This window comes from Pseudomonas hunanensis (assembly GCF_013393325.1).
Classification (GTDB): Bacteria; Pseudomonadota; Gammaproteobacteria; order Pseudomonadales; family Pseudomonadaceae; genus Aquipseudomonas; species Aquipseudomonas putida_P.
On sequence record NZ_QJRC01000070.1, the window covers coordinates 65021 to 79014 of the forward strand.

The following is a 13994-nucleotide window of genomic DNA, read 5'->3' on the forward strand; positions in this document are numbered from 1 at the left end:
GTCAGGGATTTCAAGGCAGCCGAAGGCCGCGCCACACCCCTACAGGGTGCAGCCGGCTATCAAGGTTCTAGCGGTGGATGGGTCGCTTAGTAGCGGCCTCTCGGAGTGGCGCAGGGGACCGGCTCGCCGGCGGCCAGGGGCAGGAAGCTGTCGCTGGCGGCGTCATAGGCTTCGATCCTGCTGGTCTCAATGTCGTAGACCCAGCCATGAATGTACAGCTGGCCAGCGGCCAGACGCGAGGCCACCGAAGGGTGGGTACGCAGGTGGTGCAGCTGGGCGATGACGTTTTCCTTGGTCAGCACCTGCATCGTTTCGTGTTCACTGCCGCACGAGCAGTTGTTCTCGACCACGGTGCGAGCCACTTCGGCATGGCGCAACCAGGCCCCGACTGTCGGCATCTTGTCCAGCGAGTGCGGGTTGAGTACAGCACGCATGGCGCCACAGTCGGAGTGACCGCAAATGATGATGTGGTGCACTTTCAGCGCAAGTACGGCGTACTCGATCGCGCTGGAAACACCGCCATTCATCTGGCCATAAGGCGGTACCACGTTGCCCACGTTACGGGTCACGAACAGGTCGCCTGGCGAGCTCTGGGTGATCAGCTCGGGGACAATGCGCGAGTCTGCACAGGTAATGAACATGGCGCGCGGTGTTTGCGCGGTGGCAAGCTTCTTGAACAGCTCTTGCTGATCAGGGAAGACATCATGGTGAAAGCGCAGGAAGCCGTCGACGATGTGCTTCAGGGCAGCATCGGCGCTTTCCGCGGGGACCTGCGGTACGACCTTGGATGGGTCCTTGACGGGCATGATTCATCCTCTTGACGGTGTGTAGGTAAATCCATTTTACCGGTGAAAGATTCTGGCTATGCAGGGATTTAGATGACACGCACAGGCCATAGATCACAGTCGGTGTGGACTGATTTCCTACGCTAGCGGGGAAAACTTAACTGAAACTTAATTCGAAGGCTCTAGAACGGGTGTTCCAGATAGAAAAGGCGGGACTTGGATAATAGCAAAAAAACATCAATTGCCAAGATGCATTAGCGCATTTATTAACTGGGATTAGTTAAATTCTGGGCTGGCATTGTGCCCTTGGGTTTCAGAACAGGGCCATCTGCCCACCCGGCGGACAGAAGGCCGAGCAATCCAGCCCCTGCGCTTCCCGGCCTTCGAATTCCAGCCGCTTCATGGCCTTGGCAAAACGCTGCCCCAGCAGCTCGGCAAACACACCCTCGCCACGCATGCGCGTGCCAAACCGGCTGTCATACAGCTCGCCCCCCCGGCTCTGGCGGATCAGGCTCAATACATGCGCCGCCCGCTGCGGGTAATGGTCCTGCAGCCATTGCTCGAACAACGGCGCCACTTCCAGCGGCAGGCGCAACATCATGTAGGCCGCACTCTGTGCGCCAGCGTCCTTGGCAGCCTCCAGCAAGCGCTCCAGCTCACTGTCGTTGATCATCGGAATCATCGGCGAACACAACACACCTACCGGCACACCCGCCTCGCGCAACACGCGGATGGCCCTCAACCGGGCATTGGGTGACGCCGCCCGTGGCTCCAGCACCCGCTTGAGATCGTCGTCCAGTGTGGTCAGGCTGATCATTACCCGTGCCAGGCGCTGGCGGGCCATCTCTGCCAGCAGATCGAGGTCACGCAACACCAGCGAGCCCTTGGTCACGATGGTCACCGGGTGACGAAAACGCAGCAACACTTCCAGCAGACGCCGGGTCAGCATCTGTTCCCGCTCGATCGGCTGGTACGGGTCGGTATTGGAACCCAGATTGATTGGCGCGCACACGTAACCCGGTTTGCTCAGCTGTTGCGCGAGCACTTCGGCGGCATTGGTCTTGGCGATCAGCTTGGTTTCGAAGTCCAAGCCGGGGGAGAGGTCCCAATAGGCATGGGAGGGGCGGGCATAGCAGTAGATGCAGCCATGCTCGCAGCCGCGGTAAGGGTTGATGGAGCGGTCGAAGGGCAGGTCGGGCGAGGTGTTGCGGGTGATAACCGATTTCGCCGTTTCGCTACGCACCTCGGTGCCTTGGGTCTGCGGCACTTCCTGATACCAGCCGTCGTCCTCTACCAGCGAATGGCTGGGGGCAAAACGGTTGTGCGGATTGTGTGCCGTGCCACGGCCCTTTAGTGGTGCTGGAGGATTCATGGCCAACCCCTATACTGTATTTACATACAGTATCGTACCTGCCTTGAATCCACCAGCGCCTCTGATCCGACAGCCAGTACTTACTCTGTCGGTTTCTTCAGCTTCGGATTAGGGAAGAACTGCACCGTCTGCACCTTGGCCGGCGCGGCTTTGGGTGCCAGGTTGTTGACCCGCGTGCCGAGTTCCTTGGGCACCGACAGGCCCTGTTCGTTGAGGGTGTCGGTAAAGCCGCAAGCCACACACTCACGGTGCGGCACGCCGTCTTCATTCCACATCATCAGCTTGTCGGGCTCGCTGCATGCCGGGCATACCGCCCCGGCAATAAAGCGTTTCTTGGTCTTGTTCACAGCAACCTCACTCATGCCGCAGCGTCCTCGGTGAGGCCACTGTGGCGCAGCAATGCATCGATGGAAGGCTCACGGCCACGGAAGTCGACGAACAGCTCCATCGGCTCGCGCGACCCACCACGGGCCAGGATCGCCTCGCGGAAGGCGCGGCCAGTCTCGGCATTGAGAACACCTTCTTCTTCGAAACGCGAGAAAGCGTCGGCCGACAGCACTTCAGCCCACTTGTAGCTGTAGTAGCCCGCTGCGTAACCGCCCGCAAAAATATGCGCAAAGCTGTTGGGGAAGCGGTTATACGCCGGTGGGCGCATGACCGATACCTCGTCGCGCACGCCTTCGAGCACCTGCAGCACGCTGCGACCGTCGCCATGGCTGGCGTGCAGTTCGAAGTCGAACAGCGAAAACTCCAGCTGGCGCACCATCATCATGCCCGACTGGAAGTTTTTAGCCGCCAGCATCTTGTCCAGCAGGTCCTGGGGCAGGGCAGCACCCGTTTCGTAGTGCCCGGAGATCAGTGCCAGGCCTTCCGGCTCCCAGCACCAGTTTTCCATGAACTGGCTCGGCAGTTCGACCGCATCCCAGGCCACGCCATTGATGCCGGAAACCCCGGCGTGTTCGATGCGGGTCAACATGTGGTGCAGGCCGTGGCCGAACTCGTGGAACAGGGTGGTTACTTCATCGTGGGTCAGCAGCGCCGGCTTGCCGGGTGCAGCCGGGGTGAAGTTGCACACCAGGTTGGCCACCGGGCTCTGCAGCTGGCCGCCGGCCGTGCGGCGACGGTCACGGGCGCCATCCATCCAGGCGCCACCACGCTTGTTGGCGCGGGCGTACAGGTCGAAGAAGAAGCGGCCGACGTGCTGGCCGTTTTCCTTGATCTCGAACAAGCGTACGTCTGGGTGCCAGCTGTCGAAGCCCTTGAGTTCGGCGATTTCGATGCCGTACAGGCGCTGCACGATGCTGAACAGACCGCCCAGCACCTTGTCGATCGGGAAATAGGCACGCAGGGCTTCCTGCGACACGCTGTAGCGCTGCTCGCGCAGCTTCTCGCCAAAGTAGCCAGTGTCCCAGCTGGCCAGTTCAGGGCAGCCTTGTTCGGCGGCGTAGGCCTTGAGCTGTTGCAGGTCCTGGGCGGCGAACGGCTTGGAGCGCTTGGCCAGGTCTCGCAGGAAGCTCAGCACCTGGTCGCTGGACTCGGCCATCTTGGTGGCCAGGCTCAGCTCGGCGTAGTTCTTGTAGCCAAGCAGCTCGGCCAGTTCCTGACGCAGATCGAGGATTTCGCCCATCACCGGACCGTTGTCGAACTGGCCGGCATTCGGGCCCTGGTCCGAGGCGCGGGTGCAGTAAGCGGCGTATAGCTCTTCGCGCAGGGCGCGGTCGCTGGCGTAGGTCATCACCGCGTAGTAGCTGGGGAACTCCAACGTGATCAGCCAGCCGTCGAGGCCCTTGGCTTGGGCAGCGGCGGCCATCTGCGCCTTGGCCGAGTCGGTCAGGCCGGCCAGTGCGGCTTCATCGGTAACGTGCTTGGTCCAGGCCTGGGTGGCATCGAGCAGCTGGTTGGAGAAGCGGCTGCCCAGCTCGCTGAGTTTGCTCTGCACTTCGGCGTAGCGCTGCTGCTTGTCCGCCGGCAGGTCGATACCCGACAGGCGGAAGTCACGCAGGGCATGCTCGAGGATAGTCTTTTGCGCCACGTCGAAGCCGGCGGCTTCCGGGCTGTCGATCAGTGCCTGGTAGGCTTCGAACAGCGCACGGTTCTGGCCCAGTTCGGTAGAGTAGGCGCTCAACGCCGGCAGGCATGACTCGTAGGCCTCGCGCAGCTCCGCGCTGTTGCACACCGCGTTAAGGTGGCTGACCGGGCTCCAGGCGGCGCCCAGGCGGTCGTTCAGTTCGTCCATGGCCAGCACCAGGCCGGCCCAGGTGGGGTTCTTGCCCTGCTTTTCGAGGATCTCGGCAATGGCTTTACGGTTGTCGGCCAGGATCGCTTCGATCGCCGGCAACACGTGTTCGGCACGAATTTGCGAGAAGGGCGGCAGATCGTGGGATTGCAGAAGCGGGTTGTTCGCAGTCACGGTTTGGATACCTTGGCAGAAGAAACACTGCCCCATCTTAATTACAATCGACGCCGACCGCAGCAGGCAGCCTGCCTATCGGCACAGATGAGAGACGCTATCATGGCCATTCGCAACTTCCAGCAACACACTCCGAAAGTGGGGCCCAGGGCCTTCGTCGACCGTTCGGCGGTGGTGCTGGGCGACGTGGAGATCGGTGAAGACAGCTCGGTCTGGCCGTTGACCGTGGTACGCGGCGACATGCACCGCATCCGCATCGGCGCGCGCACCAGCGTGCAGGATGGCAGTGTGCTGCATATCACCCACGCCGGCCCGTTCAACCCGGACGGCTTCCCGCTGATCATCGGCGACGAAGTGACCATCGGCCACAAGGTGATGTTGCATGGCTGTACCCTGGGCAACCGCATCCTGGTCGGCATGGGCAGCACCATCATGGACGGCGCCATCGTCGAGGACGAAGTGATCATCGGCGCCGGCAGCCTGGTCCCGCCAGGCAAGCGCCTGGTCAGCGGCTATCTGTACATGGGCAGCCCGGTGAAACAGGCCCGGCTGCTGAACGACAAGGAGCGCGCATTCTTCTCCTACAGCGCCGGCAACTACGTGAAGCTCAAGGACCAGCACCTGGCCGAAGGCTACGACCAACCGGAATGAACCCGACTACCGAGACGAACATGCATCAGCAAAATATCCTCTTCGACCTCGACGGCACCCTGACCGACCCGCGCCTGGGCATCACCCGCTCGATCCAGTACGCCCTGGCCAAGCTGGGTATCGACGAACCGGACCTGGCCCGCCTCGAGCACTTCATCGGCCCGCCCCTGCTTCAGGCTTTCATGCAGTTCTACAGCTTCGACGAAGCCAAGGCCTGGGATGCGGTGAATTTCTACCGGGAGCGCTTTCGCGTAACCGGGTTGTACGAAAACCTGGTGTTCGAAGGCGTGCCGGCGTTGCTTGAAACCCTGAACGGGCAGGGCCGTACGCTGTACATCGCCACCTCCAAACCTTGGGAATTTGCCCGGGAAATCGCCCGGCACTTCGCCTTCGACCACCACTTCAAGGTGATCTACGGCAGCGAGCTGGACGGCACGCGCACCAACAAGGTCGAGCTGATTCGCCACCTGCTCGATGAAGAAGGGCTGGACCCGGCGCAGACGCTGATGATCGGTGACCGCAAGCATGACCTGATTGGCGCGCGCAGCAATGGCTTGCAGGCAGTGGCGGTGGGGTATGGGTTTGGTAGCCAGGAAGAGTTGATGGCGGAGGAGCCCGCTTTCCATTTCGCTACGGTAGCCGAGCTGCATCAGGCTTTCAGCAAGGGTTAAGGGCCACTGGGGCCGCAAAGCGGCCCCAAAATCTCACTGGCTAACCATCAACCCCTGCAATGCGGCCTTCCGTTCATCAATCGGCAACCGCCCCAGTTGCTCGACCCGCTGGTAAAACCTGGCCCAATCTCCGCCAACCTCACGAAACACCGCCGTAAACGCCGGCACCCACTGGTCATAAAGCCCGAACGGTAACAACTTGGCATTGTTCATCGGCCCATACACCCAGGCGTCATAGCGCTTGTCCCCGCCCCATTGGCCATCTCGCAACCGCCGATACTCCTGCCTCAGCCGATCGAACTCCGCCCGTTTGGCCAGCCGCTTGTGCGCATCGTCCAAAGGCCCGGCATAAATCGCCTGCAACCGCTCACGACTGGCCAGCACCAGCCGAATGAACTGGTCACGCTGCTGCCCCTGCGCCTCGCCACCGGCAGCCAACCCACGCGCCGCACGCCATTGCCGCGTGCCTTCCTGCTCGACGAACGAGGCAAACGACTCGTTGAATTCGGTGTCGTCCTGCACATAAAAGCGCTGGTGGGCCAGCTCATGGAAAATCAACGTCGCCAAGCGCTCATCGCCCCAGCCCACCATCGAGGACAGGATCGGGTCATCGAACCAGCCCAGGGTCGAATAAGCTTCCACACCCCCCACGTACACATCCAGGCCGTCCTGGCGCATCAGCGCCGCCGCGCCGCGCGCCGCGCCTTGCTGGTAGTAGCCGCGGTACGCCACACACCCTGCAATCGGAAAACAGTGCGTCACCGGTTGCAACGACAACTCGGGCGTGGCGAACACATTCCACACCACGTAAGGGCGGCCAAGGTCGGCGTAAACCCGATAGCTGCGGTTATCCGGCAGTTTCAATTGCTGGCTGGCAAACACCCGCGCCCGTTCGGCCTGTTGCAAGTGCGCGCGCAATGGCGCGGGGGTAGCAGGGTCAGCCACCACCTGCTCTACTGGCTGGCGCGCACGCAGCAGTTGCCACTGCCCCTCTGCCAACTGCCCGTAGTAGGCCGCGCTGGTGCAACCGTTCAGCAGAAGCGCCGCCAGCAGCGGAACCAAACGGGTGAAAACGCGGTCGAGTGCCCCAGGGCCTGAGCGCTGCATAAGAAAAAGTCGAAGCATCCGGGACTGTCTGACTCGCTCAAGGCTGATTCGCTCCAAGACTATCTCGCCAAGGGGGAGTTTCGCCATGCGTGCATTGTTGGTCGCCGGCTCACTGTTAATGATTTCCGCCTGTTCGACGTTGCCAGACCCAGACCCGAACCAGGCCTGGATCGACCTCACGCCCTACGACAACACCTCGCTGGACGCCCTGCAGGTAGATGAGCGTGACTGGGCCGACAGCCGCTATTTCGAAGTACAACCCGGCAGCCACGAGCTGACCGTGCGCTACCAGTTCCCGGTTACCCCCAGCAATATCGGCCCGGTCAGCGAACCGCTGTGGCGCGATTGCCAGGTCAAGCTGACCTTCAAGGACTTCGGCGCCGGCCAGCGCTATCAGCTGCACGCGGGCAGTATCGGCTTCCGCCCCTGGATCAAGCTTTACGACGACCAGCAAAAAATGGTCGGCCAAGGCTTGCCCGCAGGCTGCCAACGCACCTGAAGCGTACAATCGGCGCTATGCTTGTAACGTGTAAATCGCAAGTGGGAGTTTTGCCATGCGCCAGCCCATGATGCTGATCGCCCTCAGTGCACTGGGGGCTTGCGCCAGCCCCTTGCCGCCCGTCGACCCCAAGCAGGCCTGGGTCGACCTCTACACCATGACCCCCGGCCGAGTGATCATGGCCGACCGCCTCGACGGCAAGCGCCTGGATGATGGCCGCTATTTCCAGGTAACGCCGGGCAAGCACGAGTTGGTGGTGCGCTTCGATTATGAAATCTACTCGGGCGGCATCATGTCCGAACCCAGGGACCGTACCTGCTACCTGACCGTGCGCTTTGATGACTTCAAGGCCGGCGAGCGCTATCGCCTGGAGGCGCGTGCGCCGGTGATGGAGCCGCAAGTGCTGCTGTATGACGCCAGCCGCAAGGTGGTGGTGAACGAGCCTAGCAACGTGTTCTGCATTCCATGATGCTGGGGCTGCTTTGCAGCCCCAAAATCGTGAACCTACCGATCATTCTTCTGGTAAATGATCTTCTTGGTCCCGCCATCACAGCTACCAACGACCATGTTCTGGTCCTTGGCCTCGCTGTTGGGCACGATCTCCAAGGTGTAGGAAGTCACCCCCTGGGCCTGGATCTTGGCCTCGATCTCGGCTTTAAGCTCCTCGCACGGCTTCACCCCCGCCAACGCAGACGTGGCGACCAGGGAAGCCAACACGGCGATTGCTACGCGAATCATGGAACGGCTCCTGAAAAGGCAGTGGTGCTGCCGACGCTGTTTAGACTACAGCAAAGCGCCACCGTTGCGCCGCTTCAGCCCACCAACGCTGCATCCAGGCTGATCTTGGCGTTCAACACCTTGGACACCGGGCACCCTTCCTTGGCCTTGTTGGCGATCTCCAGGAACTGCGCCTCGCTGGCCCCAGGCACCTTGGCCCTGAGCACCAGGTGCACAGCCGTAATGGCAAAACCATCCGCTTGCTTGTCGAGCGTCACCTCGGCCGCAGTGTCGATCCGGTCCGCGGTCAGCCCCGCTTCACCCAGCATCATCGACAGCGCCATCGAGAAACAGCCGGCATGCGCCGCCCCGATCAGCTCCTCCGGGTTGGTCCCGGGCGTGCCTTCAAAACGGGTGTTGAAGCCGTAAGGGTTCTGCTTGAGTGCGCCACTTTCGGTAGAAAGCAGGCCTTTGCCATCCTTCAGGCCACCTTGCCAGATTGCCGATGCTGTCTTTTTCATGATGCCTCCTGGTCACTGGGTTACTTACCTACCGTTCAGAGGCCTGCCGCCAGCCGCAAGTTCAGCGCAATATGAGTGCAGGCATTGAATCCAACGAATGCGCCCATACAGAGTCAAAGAGGCCGCTGGCCAACCACTTTTGCGGAGGCACCATGACGCAGCTGCGTGACCTGAAGATTTCCACCCTCGACCTGGTGCCCGTGCGCGCAGGCGCAGGCCCGGCGCAGTCGCTGCGCAACTCTCTGGACTTGGCGCAGCACGTCGAGCGCTTTGGCTACAACCGCTTCTGGGTGGCCGAGCACCACAACATGGACGGCATCGCCAGCTCAGCCACATCGGTGCTGATCGGTTACCTGGCCGGGGGGACTTCGACCATTCGCGTGGGCTCTGGCGGGGTCATGCTGCCCAACCATGCGCCGCTGGTGATCGCTGAGCAGTTCGGCACCCTGGCCAGCCTGTATCCAGGGCGTATCGACCTGGGCCTAGGCCGTGCGCCGGGTTCGGACCAGATGACGGCCTATGCCCTGCGACGTGACCGCGCAGGCGGCCCGGACGACTTCCCGGACGATGTCGAGGAGCTGTCGCGCTACCTCGGGCCACGCACCGATGATCAAAAAGTGATCGCCGTACCGGGGCACGATACCGACGTGCCCATGTGGTTGCTGGGCTCCAGCCTGTTCAGCGCCCAGCTGGCCGGCATACGCGGCATGCCCTACGCCTTCGCCTCGCATTTCGCGCCGCGCTACATGCACGAGGCCATTCGCGTGTACCGCAATCATTTCAAGCCATCGACCACGCTGGACAAGCCCTATGTGATGTTGGGCATTCCCATGGTGGTGGCGGAAACCGACGAGAAGGCCGAATTCCTCGCTACCTCGGTGTATCAGCGCATTCTCGCGCTGATTCGTGGGCAAAGCCTGATGCAGAAACCGCCGGTGGAAAGCATGGATGGGCTGTGGTTGCCCCATGAACGCGACGCGGTGGGCAGTTTCCTGGGCCTGGCGATGATCGGCAGCCCGCAGAAGGTGCGGGCCAAGGTGGAGGTGCTGCTGGAGCAGACCGGGGCGGACGAACTGATCTTTACCTGTGACCTGTATGAGCATGAGGACCGGATTCGGTCTTATGAACTGATGGCACAGGCCCTCAAAGCCGAATGAGCCCCTTCGCGGGCTTGCCCGCGAAGAAGCCAACACATCAGCCGCGCCGGTACACAATCTCCTTGGTACCGGCCTCGCAGCTACCAATCACCTTGCCCGCCGGGTCGCCTTTCTTGACGATCTCCAGCTTGTAGCCAGTGACACCCTTGGCATCCAGCTTGGCCGCAATTTCCGCCTTCAGCTCCTCGCACGGCTTGCCCGCTGCCAGCGCACCACCGGCCAGGGTCATCAGGCCCAGCGCCAGAATCAGTTTGTTCATCACTCGCTTTCCTTGTGCAGATGAAATCAGAAAGGGCGCCCGCCAAGGCGCCCCTCTCTTAAATACTCCATCACGCCGAGATCATCCAGCCCGGCGCTGTTTCAGCTGTTGGCGATACGAAAGCCCACCTTCAGCGTGACCTGGAAGTGCGCTGCCTTGTTATCGCGGATATGGCCACGGGTATCGACCACTTCGAACCATTCCAGGTGCTTGATGCTTTTGCCGGCTTCGGCCAGGGCATTGTTGATCGCATCTTCGATACTGGTGGGCGAAGACCCTACCAGTTCGATCTTCTTGTAGGTGTGATGATCGGTCATGAGCGCTCTCCATGGGTGACTGTGAGATTGAGCCTAGCAGCGCAGGCCTGGTTTACCTGCGAGCCATCACCGTCAGCGAAAGTTCGATCGCACTTTCACGCAGGCCGAGGGTCGCATTTCTTACAGTCCATTCTGCAAAGGAGAGTCAACATGCACCGCAACTCGCTGCGCAAAAAGTCCCTGGAAAGCATGGAAGCGGAGATCGAGAGCCTTCTGAAAAGCCTGGAGAACCTCAAGCACGATGCGTCGGAAGAATCCCAGAAGTCGGTGAAGGCAATCCGCAGCAACGCCGAAAGCGCGCTGAAACACTCGCGCAGCCTGCTCAGCGATGCTTATGAGGAAGTGAAGACCCGCACCCGCCAGACCGGCATCGCCACCCGTGATTACGCCCAGGAACACCCGATTACAACGGCAGGCGTAGCCATTGGTGCCCTCGGTCTGCTGGCGGCCTATCTGTTGTCGCGTCGCAACTAACCCGCCTGGCGTTGCAACTCACGGCGCAGCCACTGCGCCAGTTGCTCGGCGCGCCCATCCGCGGCGCGCCGTGGCACCCACAACGCCAGCGCTGCCCGCGTAGGGGAAAACCCCCACGGCGCGCTGAGCCGTCCAGCCCTCAAGTCATCCGCCACCAGCGGCTGCGGCGCAATGGCCACGCCAAGGCCCGCGACTGCAGCCTCCAGCAAGTAATACAAATGCTCGAACGCCTGGCCATAGTGCAACCCGGCCGGGTCCAACCCCTGCTGCCGAACCCAGGTTGGCCATGCTTGTGGCCGTGAGGTGGTATGCAAAAGGGCCTCCTCCAGCAAGGCGCTGGCAGGCGCGCCGCGCAAGCGTTCGAAGCCGGCAAAGTGGGGGCTGAGCACCGGGCCGATACGCTCTTCGGCCAGCACATGCACCTGCATGTCCGCAGGCCACGGAGGCTCTGCGTACACCAGCAATGCATCGAGCCCTGGACGACGCGGGTCGAGGTCGCCTTCACCTGCCGACAAGTGCAGACGCAATTCAGGTAATTCCGCCTTGAGTCGCCCCAGCCTGGGAATAAACCAGCGCGCCAGCAGGCTGCCCGAGCAGCCCAGCACGAACGGTGCCTCGCTGACATCATGGCTGAGTTCGGCACACACGCTGCGCAGCCGGTCGAAAGCCTCGCCACTGGCATCACGCAGGCGCACGCCGGCATCTGTGAGTTTGATGCCACGCCCGTCCTTGACGAACAGGGCTACGCCAAGGTGCTCCTCCAGCACCTTGATCTGCCGGCTGACTGCGCCATGGGTGACATGCAGCGCTTCAGCCGCCTGGCTAACGCTGTTGAGCCTGGCGGTTGCCTCGAAGGCGCGCAGGGCGTTCAGGGGAGGGAGGTCGTGGGCCATGTTACCTGTGAGTTTTTCTGACAAGTTTGCGCAATCTTATCGGTTTTCAGCGGGGCCTGCCGTGGTTAGAGTAAAGCCCATCACTCATTCATTACGCCCTGGAGCGCCCCATGACCCAGTCCCAATACCGCCCCGGCCCCGACGCCAATGGCCTGTTCGGCTCGTTCGGCGGCCGCTACGTGGCCGAAACCCTGATGCCACTGGTGCTGGACCTGGCCCGCGAATACGAAGCGGCCAAGGCAGACCCCAAGTTCCTTGAAGAGCTGGCCTATTTCCAGCGCGACTACATCGGCCGCCCCAACCCGCTGTACTTCGCCGAACGCCTGACCGAGCACTGCGGCGGCGCGAAAATCTTCTTCAAGCGTGAAGAGCTCAACCACACCGGCGCGCACAAGGTGAACAACTGCATCGGCCAGGTGCTGCTGGCCAAACGCATGGGCAAGAAGCGCCTGATCGCCGAAACCGGCGCCGGCATGCACGGTGTGGCTACCGCCACCGTCGCCGCCCGCTTCGGCCTGCCTTGCGTGATCTACATGGGCGCCACCGACATCGAGCGCCAGCAGGCCAACGTGTTCCGCATGAAACTGCTGGGCGCCGAGATCGTCCCGGTCACTGCCGGCACCGGCACCCTCAAAGACGCCATGAACGAAGCTCTGCGCGACTGGGTGACCAACGTCGAAGACACCTTCTACCTGATCGGCACCGTGGCGGGTCCACACCCGTACCCGGCGATGGTTCGCGACTTCCAGTCGATCATAGGCAAAGAAACCCGCGCCCAGTTGCAAGAGAAGGAAGGCCGCCTGCCAGACAGCCTGGTTGCCTGCGTTGGCGGTGGCTCCAATGCCATGGGCCTGTTCCATGAGTTTCTCGAAGAGCCGAGCGTGCAGATCATCGGCGTCGAAGCCGGTGGCCACGGCGTGCACACCGACAAGCACGCCGCCAGCCTGAACGGCGGCGTACCGGGCGTACTGCACGGCAACCGTACCTACCTGCTGCAAGATGCAGACGGCCAGATCACCGACGCCCACTCGATTTCCGCAGGCCTCGACTACCCAGGCATCGGCCCGGAACACGCCTACCTGCACGAAGTGAAGCGCGTCGAATACGTCAGCATCACCGATGACGAAGCGCTGGATGCGTTCCACGCCACCTGCCGCCTGGAAGGCATCATCCCGGCCCTGGAAAGCTCCCACGCCCTGGCCGAAGCGATCAAGCGCGCACCGAAGCTGCCCAAGGACCACCTGATGGTCGTGTGCCTGTCAGGCCGCGGCGACAAAGACATGCAAACCGTCATGAACCACATGGCCGCCCAGGAGAAACAGGCATGAGCCGTCTTGAACAACGCTTCGCCGAACTGAAGGCCGAAGGCCGTTCGGCACTGGTCACCTTCGTCACCGCAGGCGACCCGGGCTACGACGCCTCGCTGCAGATCCTCAAGGGGCTGCCGGCCGCTGGCGCCGACGTGATCGAACTGGGCATGCCGTTCACCGACCCGATGGCCGATGGCGTGGCCATCCAGCTGGCCACCCTGCGCGCCCTGGAAGCTGGCCAGACCTTGGCCAAGACCCTGCAGATGGTTCGCGAATTCCGTGTGGATAACCAGACCACGCCAATCGTGCTGATGGGCTACTACAACCCGATCCACCGCTTTGGCGTGGAACCGTTCGTGGCTGAAGCCAAAGTAGCGGGCGTCGATGGCCTGATCATCGTCGACCTGCCGCCAGAGCACGACGCCGAACTGGCCACCCCGGCCCAGGCCGCAGGCATCGACTTCATCCGCCTGACCACACCGACCACCGACGATGCGCGCCTGCCGCGGGTGCTGGAGCGCAGCTCCGGGTTTGTCTACTACGTGTCGGTGGCCGGGGTGACCGGTGCCGGCTCGGCGACCACCGAGCACGTGACCGAAGCCATTGCCCGCCTGCGCCGGCATACCGACCTGCCGATCAGCGTTGGTTTCGGCATCCGTACCCCGGAGCAGGCTGCGAACATCGCCCGCCTGGCGGATGGTGTAGTGGTGGGTTCGGCGCTGGTCGACAAGATTGCCCAGGCCAAGAGTGCCGACCAGGCAGTGAATGATGTGCTCAGCCTGTGCTCGGCACTGGCTGAAGGGGTGCGCGGCGCCCGTCGCTAAACCGCGTCGCCTGCTTCGCGGGTAAAC

Annotated in this window: 18 protein-coding genes; 8 read left to right on the forward strand and 10 right to left on the reverse strand. The window is 62.3% G+C overall.

Annotation, left to right across the window (positions count from 1 at the left end; translation table 11 throughout):
* Window positions 1-86: 86 nt before the first annotated feature.
* From DM807_RS03980 to prlC, 4 genes are all read right to left on the reverse strand, one after another.
* Window positions 87-806: a carbonic anhydrase gene (locus tag DM807_RS03980; RefSeq protein ID WP_012269905.1), complete on the reverse strand. Its 720-nt coding sequence runs from the start codon at window positions 804-806 to the stop codon at window positions 87-89.
* 292 nt (window positions 807-1098) lie between these two features.
* Complete coding sequence (locus DM807_RS03985) at window positions 1099-2157, reverse strand: PA0069 family radical SAM protein (RefSeq protein WP_012269904.1); 1059 nt, start codon at window positions 2155-2157, stop codon at window positions 1099-1101.
* Between the two features lie 80 nt (window positions 2158-2237).
* Window positions 2238-2519 carry a YheV family putative zinc ribbon protein gene (locus DM807_RS03990; protein WP_012269903.1) on the reverse strand — a complete coding sequence of 94 codons (282 nt, stop codon included), beginning with the start codon at window positions 2517-2519 and terminating at the stop codon, window positions 2238-2240.
* Window positions 2516-4567 carry an oligopeptidase A gene (gene prlC, locus DM807_RS03995; protein WP_247861714.1) on the reverse strand — a complete coding sequence of 684 codons (2052 nt, stop codon included), beginning with the start codon at window positions 4565-4567 and terminating at the stop codon, window positions 2516-2518. The genes DM807_RS03990 and prlC overlap by 4 nt, the downstream gene beginning before the upstream one ends.
* 102 nt (window positions 4568-4669) lie before the next feature.
* Here prlC and DM807_RS04000 point away from each other — a divergent pair, with 102 nt between their 5' ends.
* Window positions 4670-5218: a gamma carbonic anhydrase family protein gene (locus DM807_RS04000; RefSeq protein WP_012269901.1), complete on the forward strand. Its 549-nt coding sequence runs from the start codon at window positions 4670-4672 to the stop codon at window positions 5216-5218.
* A gap of 20 nt (window positions 5219-5238) precedes the next feature.
* Window positions 5239-5889, forward strand: coding sequence for an HAD family hydrolase (locus DM807_RS04005; RefSeq protein ID WP_041166626.1), 651 nt, complete (start codon window positions 5239-5241; stop codon window positions 5887-5889).
* A gap of 33 nt (window positions 5890-5922) precedes the next feature.
* Here DM807_RS04005 and DM807_RS04010 read toward each other — a convergent pair whose 3' ends face one another.
* Complete coding sequence (locus DM807_RS04010) at window positions 5923-6996, reverse strand: aminopeptidase (protein ID WP_179027069.1); 1074 nt, start codon at window positions 6994-6996, stop codon at window positions 5923-5925.
* Window positions 6997-7081: 85 nt separating this feature from the next.
* Between DM807_RS04010 and DM807_RS04015 the strand changes: the two genes are divergently transcribed.
* Window positions 7082-7495: a PA0061/PA0062 family lipoprotein gene (locus DM807_RS04015; RefSeq protein ID WP_012269898.1), complete on the forward strand. Its 414-nt coding sequence runs from the start codon at window positions 7082-7084 to the stop codon at window positions 7493-7495.
* A 55-nt stretch (window positions 7496-7550) separates the two neighbouring features.
* The gene (locus DM807_RS04020) at window positions 7551-7964 is read left to right on the forward strand and encodes a PA0061/PA0062 family lipoprotein (protein ID WP_012269897.1); all 414 of its coding nucleotides are present in this window, start codon (window positions 7551-7553) and stop codon (window positions 7962-7964) included.
* Window positions 7965-7999: 35 nt separating this feature from the next.
* Here the strand turns inward: DM807_RS04020 and DM807_RS04025 are convergent, their stop codons facing one another.
* Together DM807_RS04025 and DM807_RS04030 are read right to left on the reverse strand one after the other, a co-directional pair.
* Complete coding sequence (locus DM807_RS04025; protein ID WP_179027070.1) at window positions 8000-8233, reverse strand: DUF1161 domain-containing protein; 234 nt, start codon at window positions 8231-8233, stop codon at window positions 8000-8002.
* Between the two features lie 74 nt (window positions 8234-8307).
* A complete protein-coding gene (locus tag DM807_RS04030; RefSeq protein ID WP_012269895.1) occupies window positions 8308-8733 on the reverse strand; it encodes an OsmC family protein in 426 nt (141 codons plus the stop codon).
* A 152-nt stretch (window positions 8734-8885) separates the two neighbouring features.
* On the opposite strand from DM807_RS04030, the gene DM807_RS04035 reads away from it, so the two are divergent.
* Window positions 8886-9890 carry an LLM class flavin-dependent oxidoreductase gene (locus DM807_RS04035; protein WP_060494173.1) on the forward strand — a complete coding sequence of 335 codons (1005 nt, stop codon included), beginning with the start codon at window positions 8886-8888 and terminating at the stop codon, window positions 9888-9890.
* A 37-nt stretch (window positions 9891-9927) separates the two neighbouring features.
* Here the strand turns inward: DM807_RS04035 and DM807_RS04040 are convergent, their stop codons facing one another.
* Together DM807_RS04040 and DM807_RS04045 are read right to left on the reverse strand one after the other, a co-directional pair.
* Window positions 9928-10149 carry a DUF1161 domain-containing protein gene (locus DM807_RS04040; RefSeq protein ID WP_003253075.1) on the reverse strand — a complete coding sequence of 74 codons (222 nt, stop codon included), beginning with the start codon at window positions 10147-10149 and terminating at the stop codon, window positions 9928-9930.
* Between the two features lie 101 nt (window positions 10150-10250).
* Window positions 10251-10466: a dodecin gene (locus DM807_RS04045; RefSeq protein ID WP_012269893.1), complete on the reverse strand. Its 216-nt coding sequence runs from the start codon at window positions 10464-10466 to the stop codon at window positions 10251-10253.
* Window positions 10467-10616: 150 nt separating this feature from the next.
* Between DM807_RS04045 and DM807_RS04050 the strand changes: the two genes are divergently transcribed.
* Window positions 10617-10940 carry an ElaB/YgaM/YqjD family protein gene (locus DM807_RS04050; RefSeq protein WP_179027071.1) on the forward strand — a complete coding sequence of 108 codons (324 nt, stop codon included), beginning with the start codon at window positions 10617-10619 and terminating at the stop codon, window positions 10938-10940.
* On the opposite strand, the gene DM807_RS04055 is transcribed toward DM807_RS04050, so the two are convergent.
* Complete coding sequence (locus DM807_RS04055; RefSeq protein ID WP_179027072.1) at window positions 10937-11833, reverse strand: LysR family transcriptional regulator; 897 nt, start codon at window positions 11831-11833, stop codon at window positions 10937-10939. The genes DM807_RS04050 and DM807_RS04055 overlap by 4 nt on opposite strands.
* A gap of 110 nt (window positions 11834-11943) precedes the next feature.
* On the opposite strand from DM807_RS04055, the gene trpB reads away from it, so the two are divergent.
* Window positions 11944-13161, forward strand: a complete 1218-nt coding sequence (trpB, locus tag DM807_RS04060; protein ID WP_012269890.1) for a tryptophan synthase subunit beta — start codon at window positions 11944-11946, stop codon at window positions 13159-13161.
* The gene (gene trpA / locus DM807_RS04065) at window positions 13158-13967 is read left to right on the forward strand and encodes a tryptophan synthase subunit alpha (protein WP_179027073.1); all 810 of its coding nucleotides are present in this window, start codon (window positions 13158-13160) and stop codon (window positions 13965-13967) included. The genes trpB and trpA overlap by 4 nt, the downstream gene beginning before the upstream one ends.
* Window positions 13968-13994: the final 27 nt, after the last annotated feature.

What these genes read in the sequence shown, in the direction of transcription:
- DM807_RS03980 (WP_012269905.1), bottom strand. Translation starts at nt 806, where the DNA reads ATGCCCGTCAAGGACCCATCCAAGGTCGTACCGCAGGTCCCCGCGGAA.
- DM807_RS03985 (WP_012269904.1), bottom strand. Translation starts at nt 2,157, where the DNA reads ATGAATCCTCCAGCACCACTAAAGGGCCGTGGCACGGCACACAATCCG.
- DM807_RS03990 (WP_012269903.1), bottom strand. Translation starts at nt 2,519, where the DNA reads ATGAGTGAGGTTGCTGTGAACAAGACCAAGAAACGCTTTATTGCCGGG.
- DM807_RS04000 (WP_012269901.1), top strand. Translation starts at nt 4,670, where the DNA reads ATGGCCATTCGCAACTTCCAGCAACACACTCCGAAAGTGGGGCCCAGG.
- DM807_RS04005 (WP_041166626.1), top strand. Translation starts at nt 5,239, where the DNA reads ATGCATCAGCAAAATATCCTCTTCGACCTCGACGGCACCCTGACCGAC.
- DM807_RS04010 (WP_179027069.1), bottom strand. Translation starts at nt 6,996, where the DNA reads ATGCAGCGCTCAGGCCCTGGGGCACTCGACCGCGTTTTCACCCGTTTG.
- DM807_RS04015 (WP_012269898.1), top strand. Translation starts at nt 7,082, where the DNA reads ATGCGTGCATTGTTGGTCGCCGGCTCACTGTTAATGATTTCCGCCTGT.
- DM807_RS04020 (WP_012269897.1), top strand. Translation starts at nt 7,551, where the DNA reads ATGCGCCAGCCCATGATGCTGATCGCCCTCAGTGCACTGGGGGCTTGC.
- DM807_RS04025 (WP_179027070.1), bottom strand. Translation starts at nt 8,233, where the DNA reads ATGATTCGCGTAGCAATCGCCGTGTTGGCTTCCCTGGTCGCCACGTCT.
- DM807_RS04030 (WP_012269895.1), bottom strand. Translation starts at nt 8,733, where the DNA reads ATGAAAAAGACAGCATCGGCAATCTGGCAAGGTGGCCTGAAGGATGGC.
- DM807_RS04035 (WP_060494173.1), top strand. Translation starts at nt 8,886, where the DNA reads ATGACGCAGCTGCGTGACCTGAAGATTTCCACCCTCGACCTGGTGCCC.
- DM807_RS04040 (WP_003253075.1), bottom strand. Translation starts at nt 10,149, where the DNA reads ATGAACAAACTGATTCTGGCGCTGGGCCTGATGACCCTGGCCGGTGGT.
- DM807_RS04045 (WP_012269893.1), bottom strand. Translation starts at nt 10,466, where the DNA reads ATGACCGATCATCACACCTACAAGAAGATCGAACTGGTAGGGTCTTCG.
- DM807_RS04050 (WP_179027071.1), top strand. Translation starts at nt 10,617, where the DNA reads ATGCACCGCAACTCGCTGCGCAAAAAGTCCCTGGAAAGCATGGAAGCG.
- DM807_RS04055 (WP_179027072.1), bottom strand. Translation starts at nt 11,833, where the DNA reads ATGGCCCACGACCTCCCTCCCCTGAACGCCCTGCGCGCCTTCGAGGCA.
- trpB (WP_012269890.1), top strand. Translation starts at nt 11,944, where the DNA reads ATGACCCAGTCCCAATACCGCCCCGGCCCCGACGCCAATGGCCTGTTC.
- trpA (WP_179027073.1), top strand. Translation starts at nt 13,158, where the DNA reads ATGAGCCGTCTTGAACAACGCTTCGCCGAACTGAAGGCCGAAGGCCGT.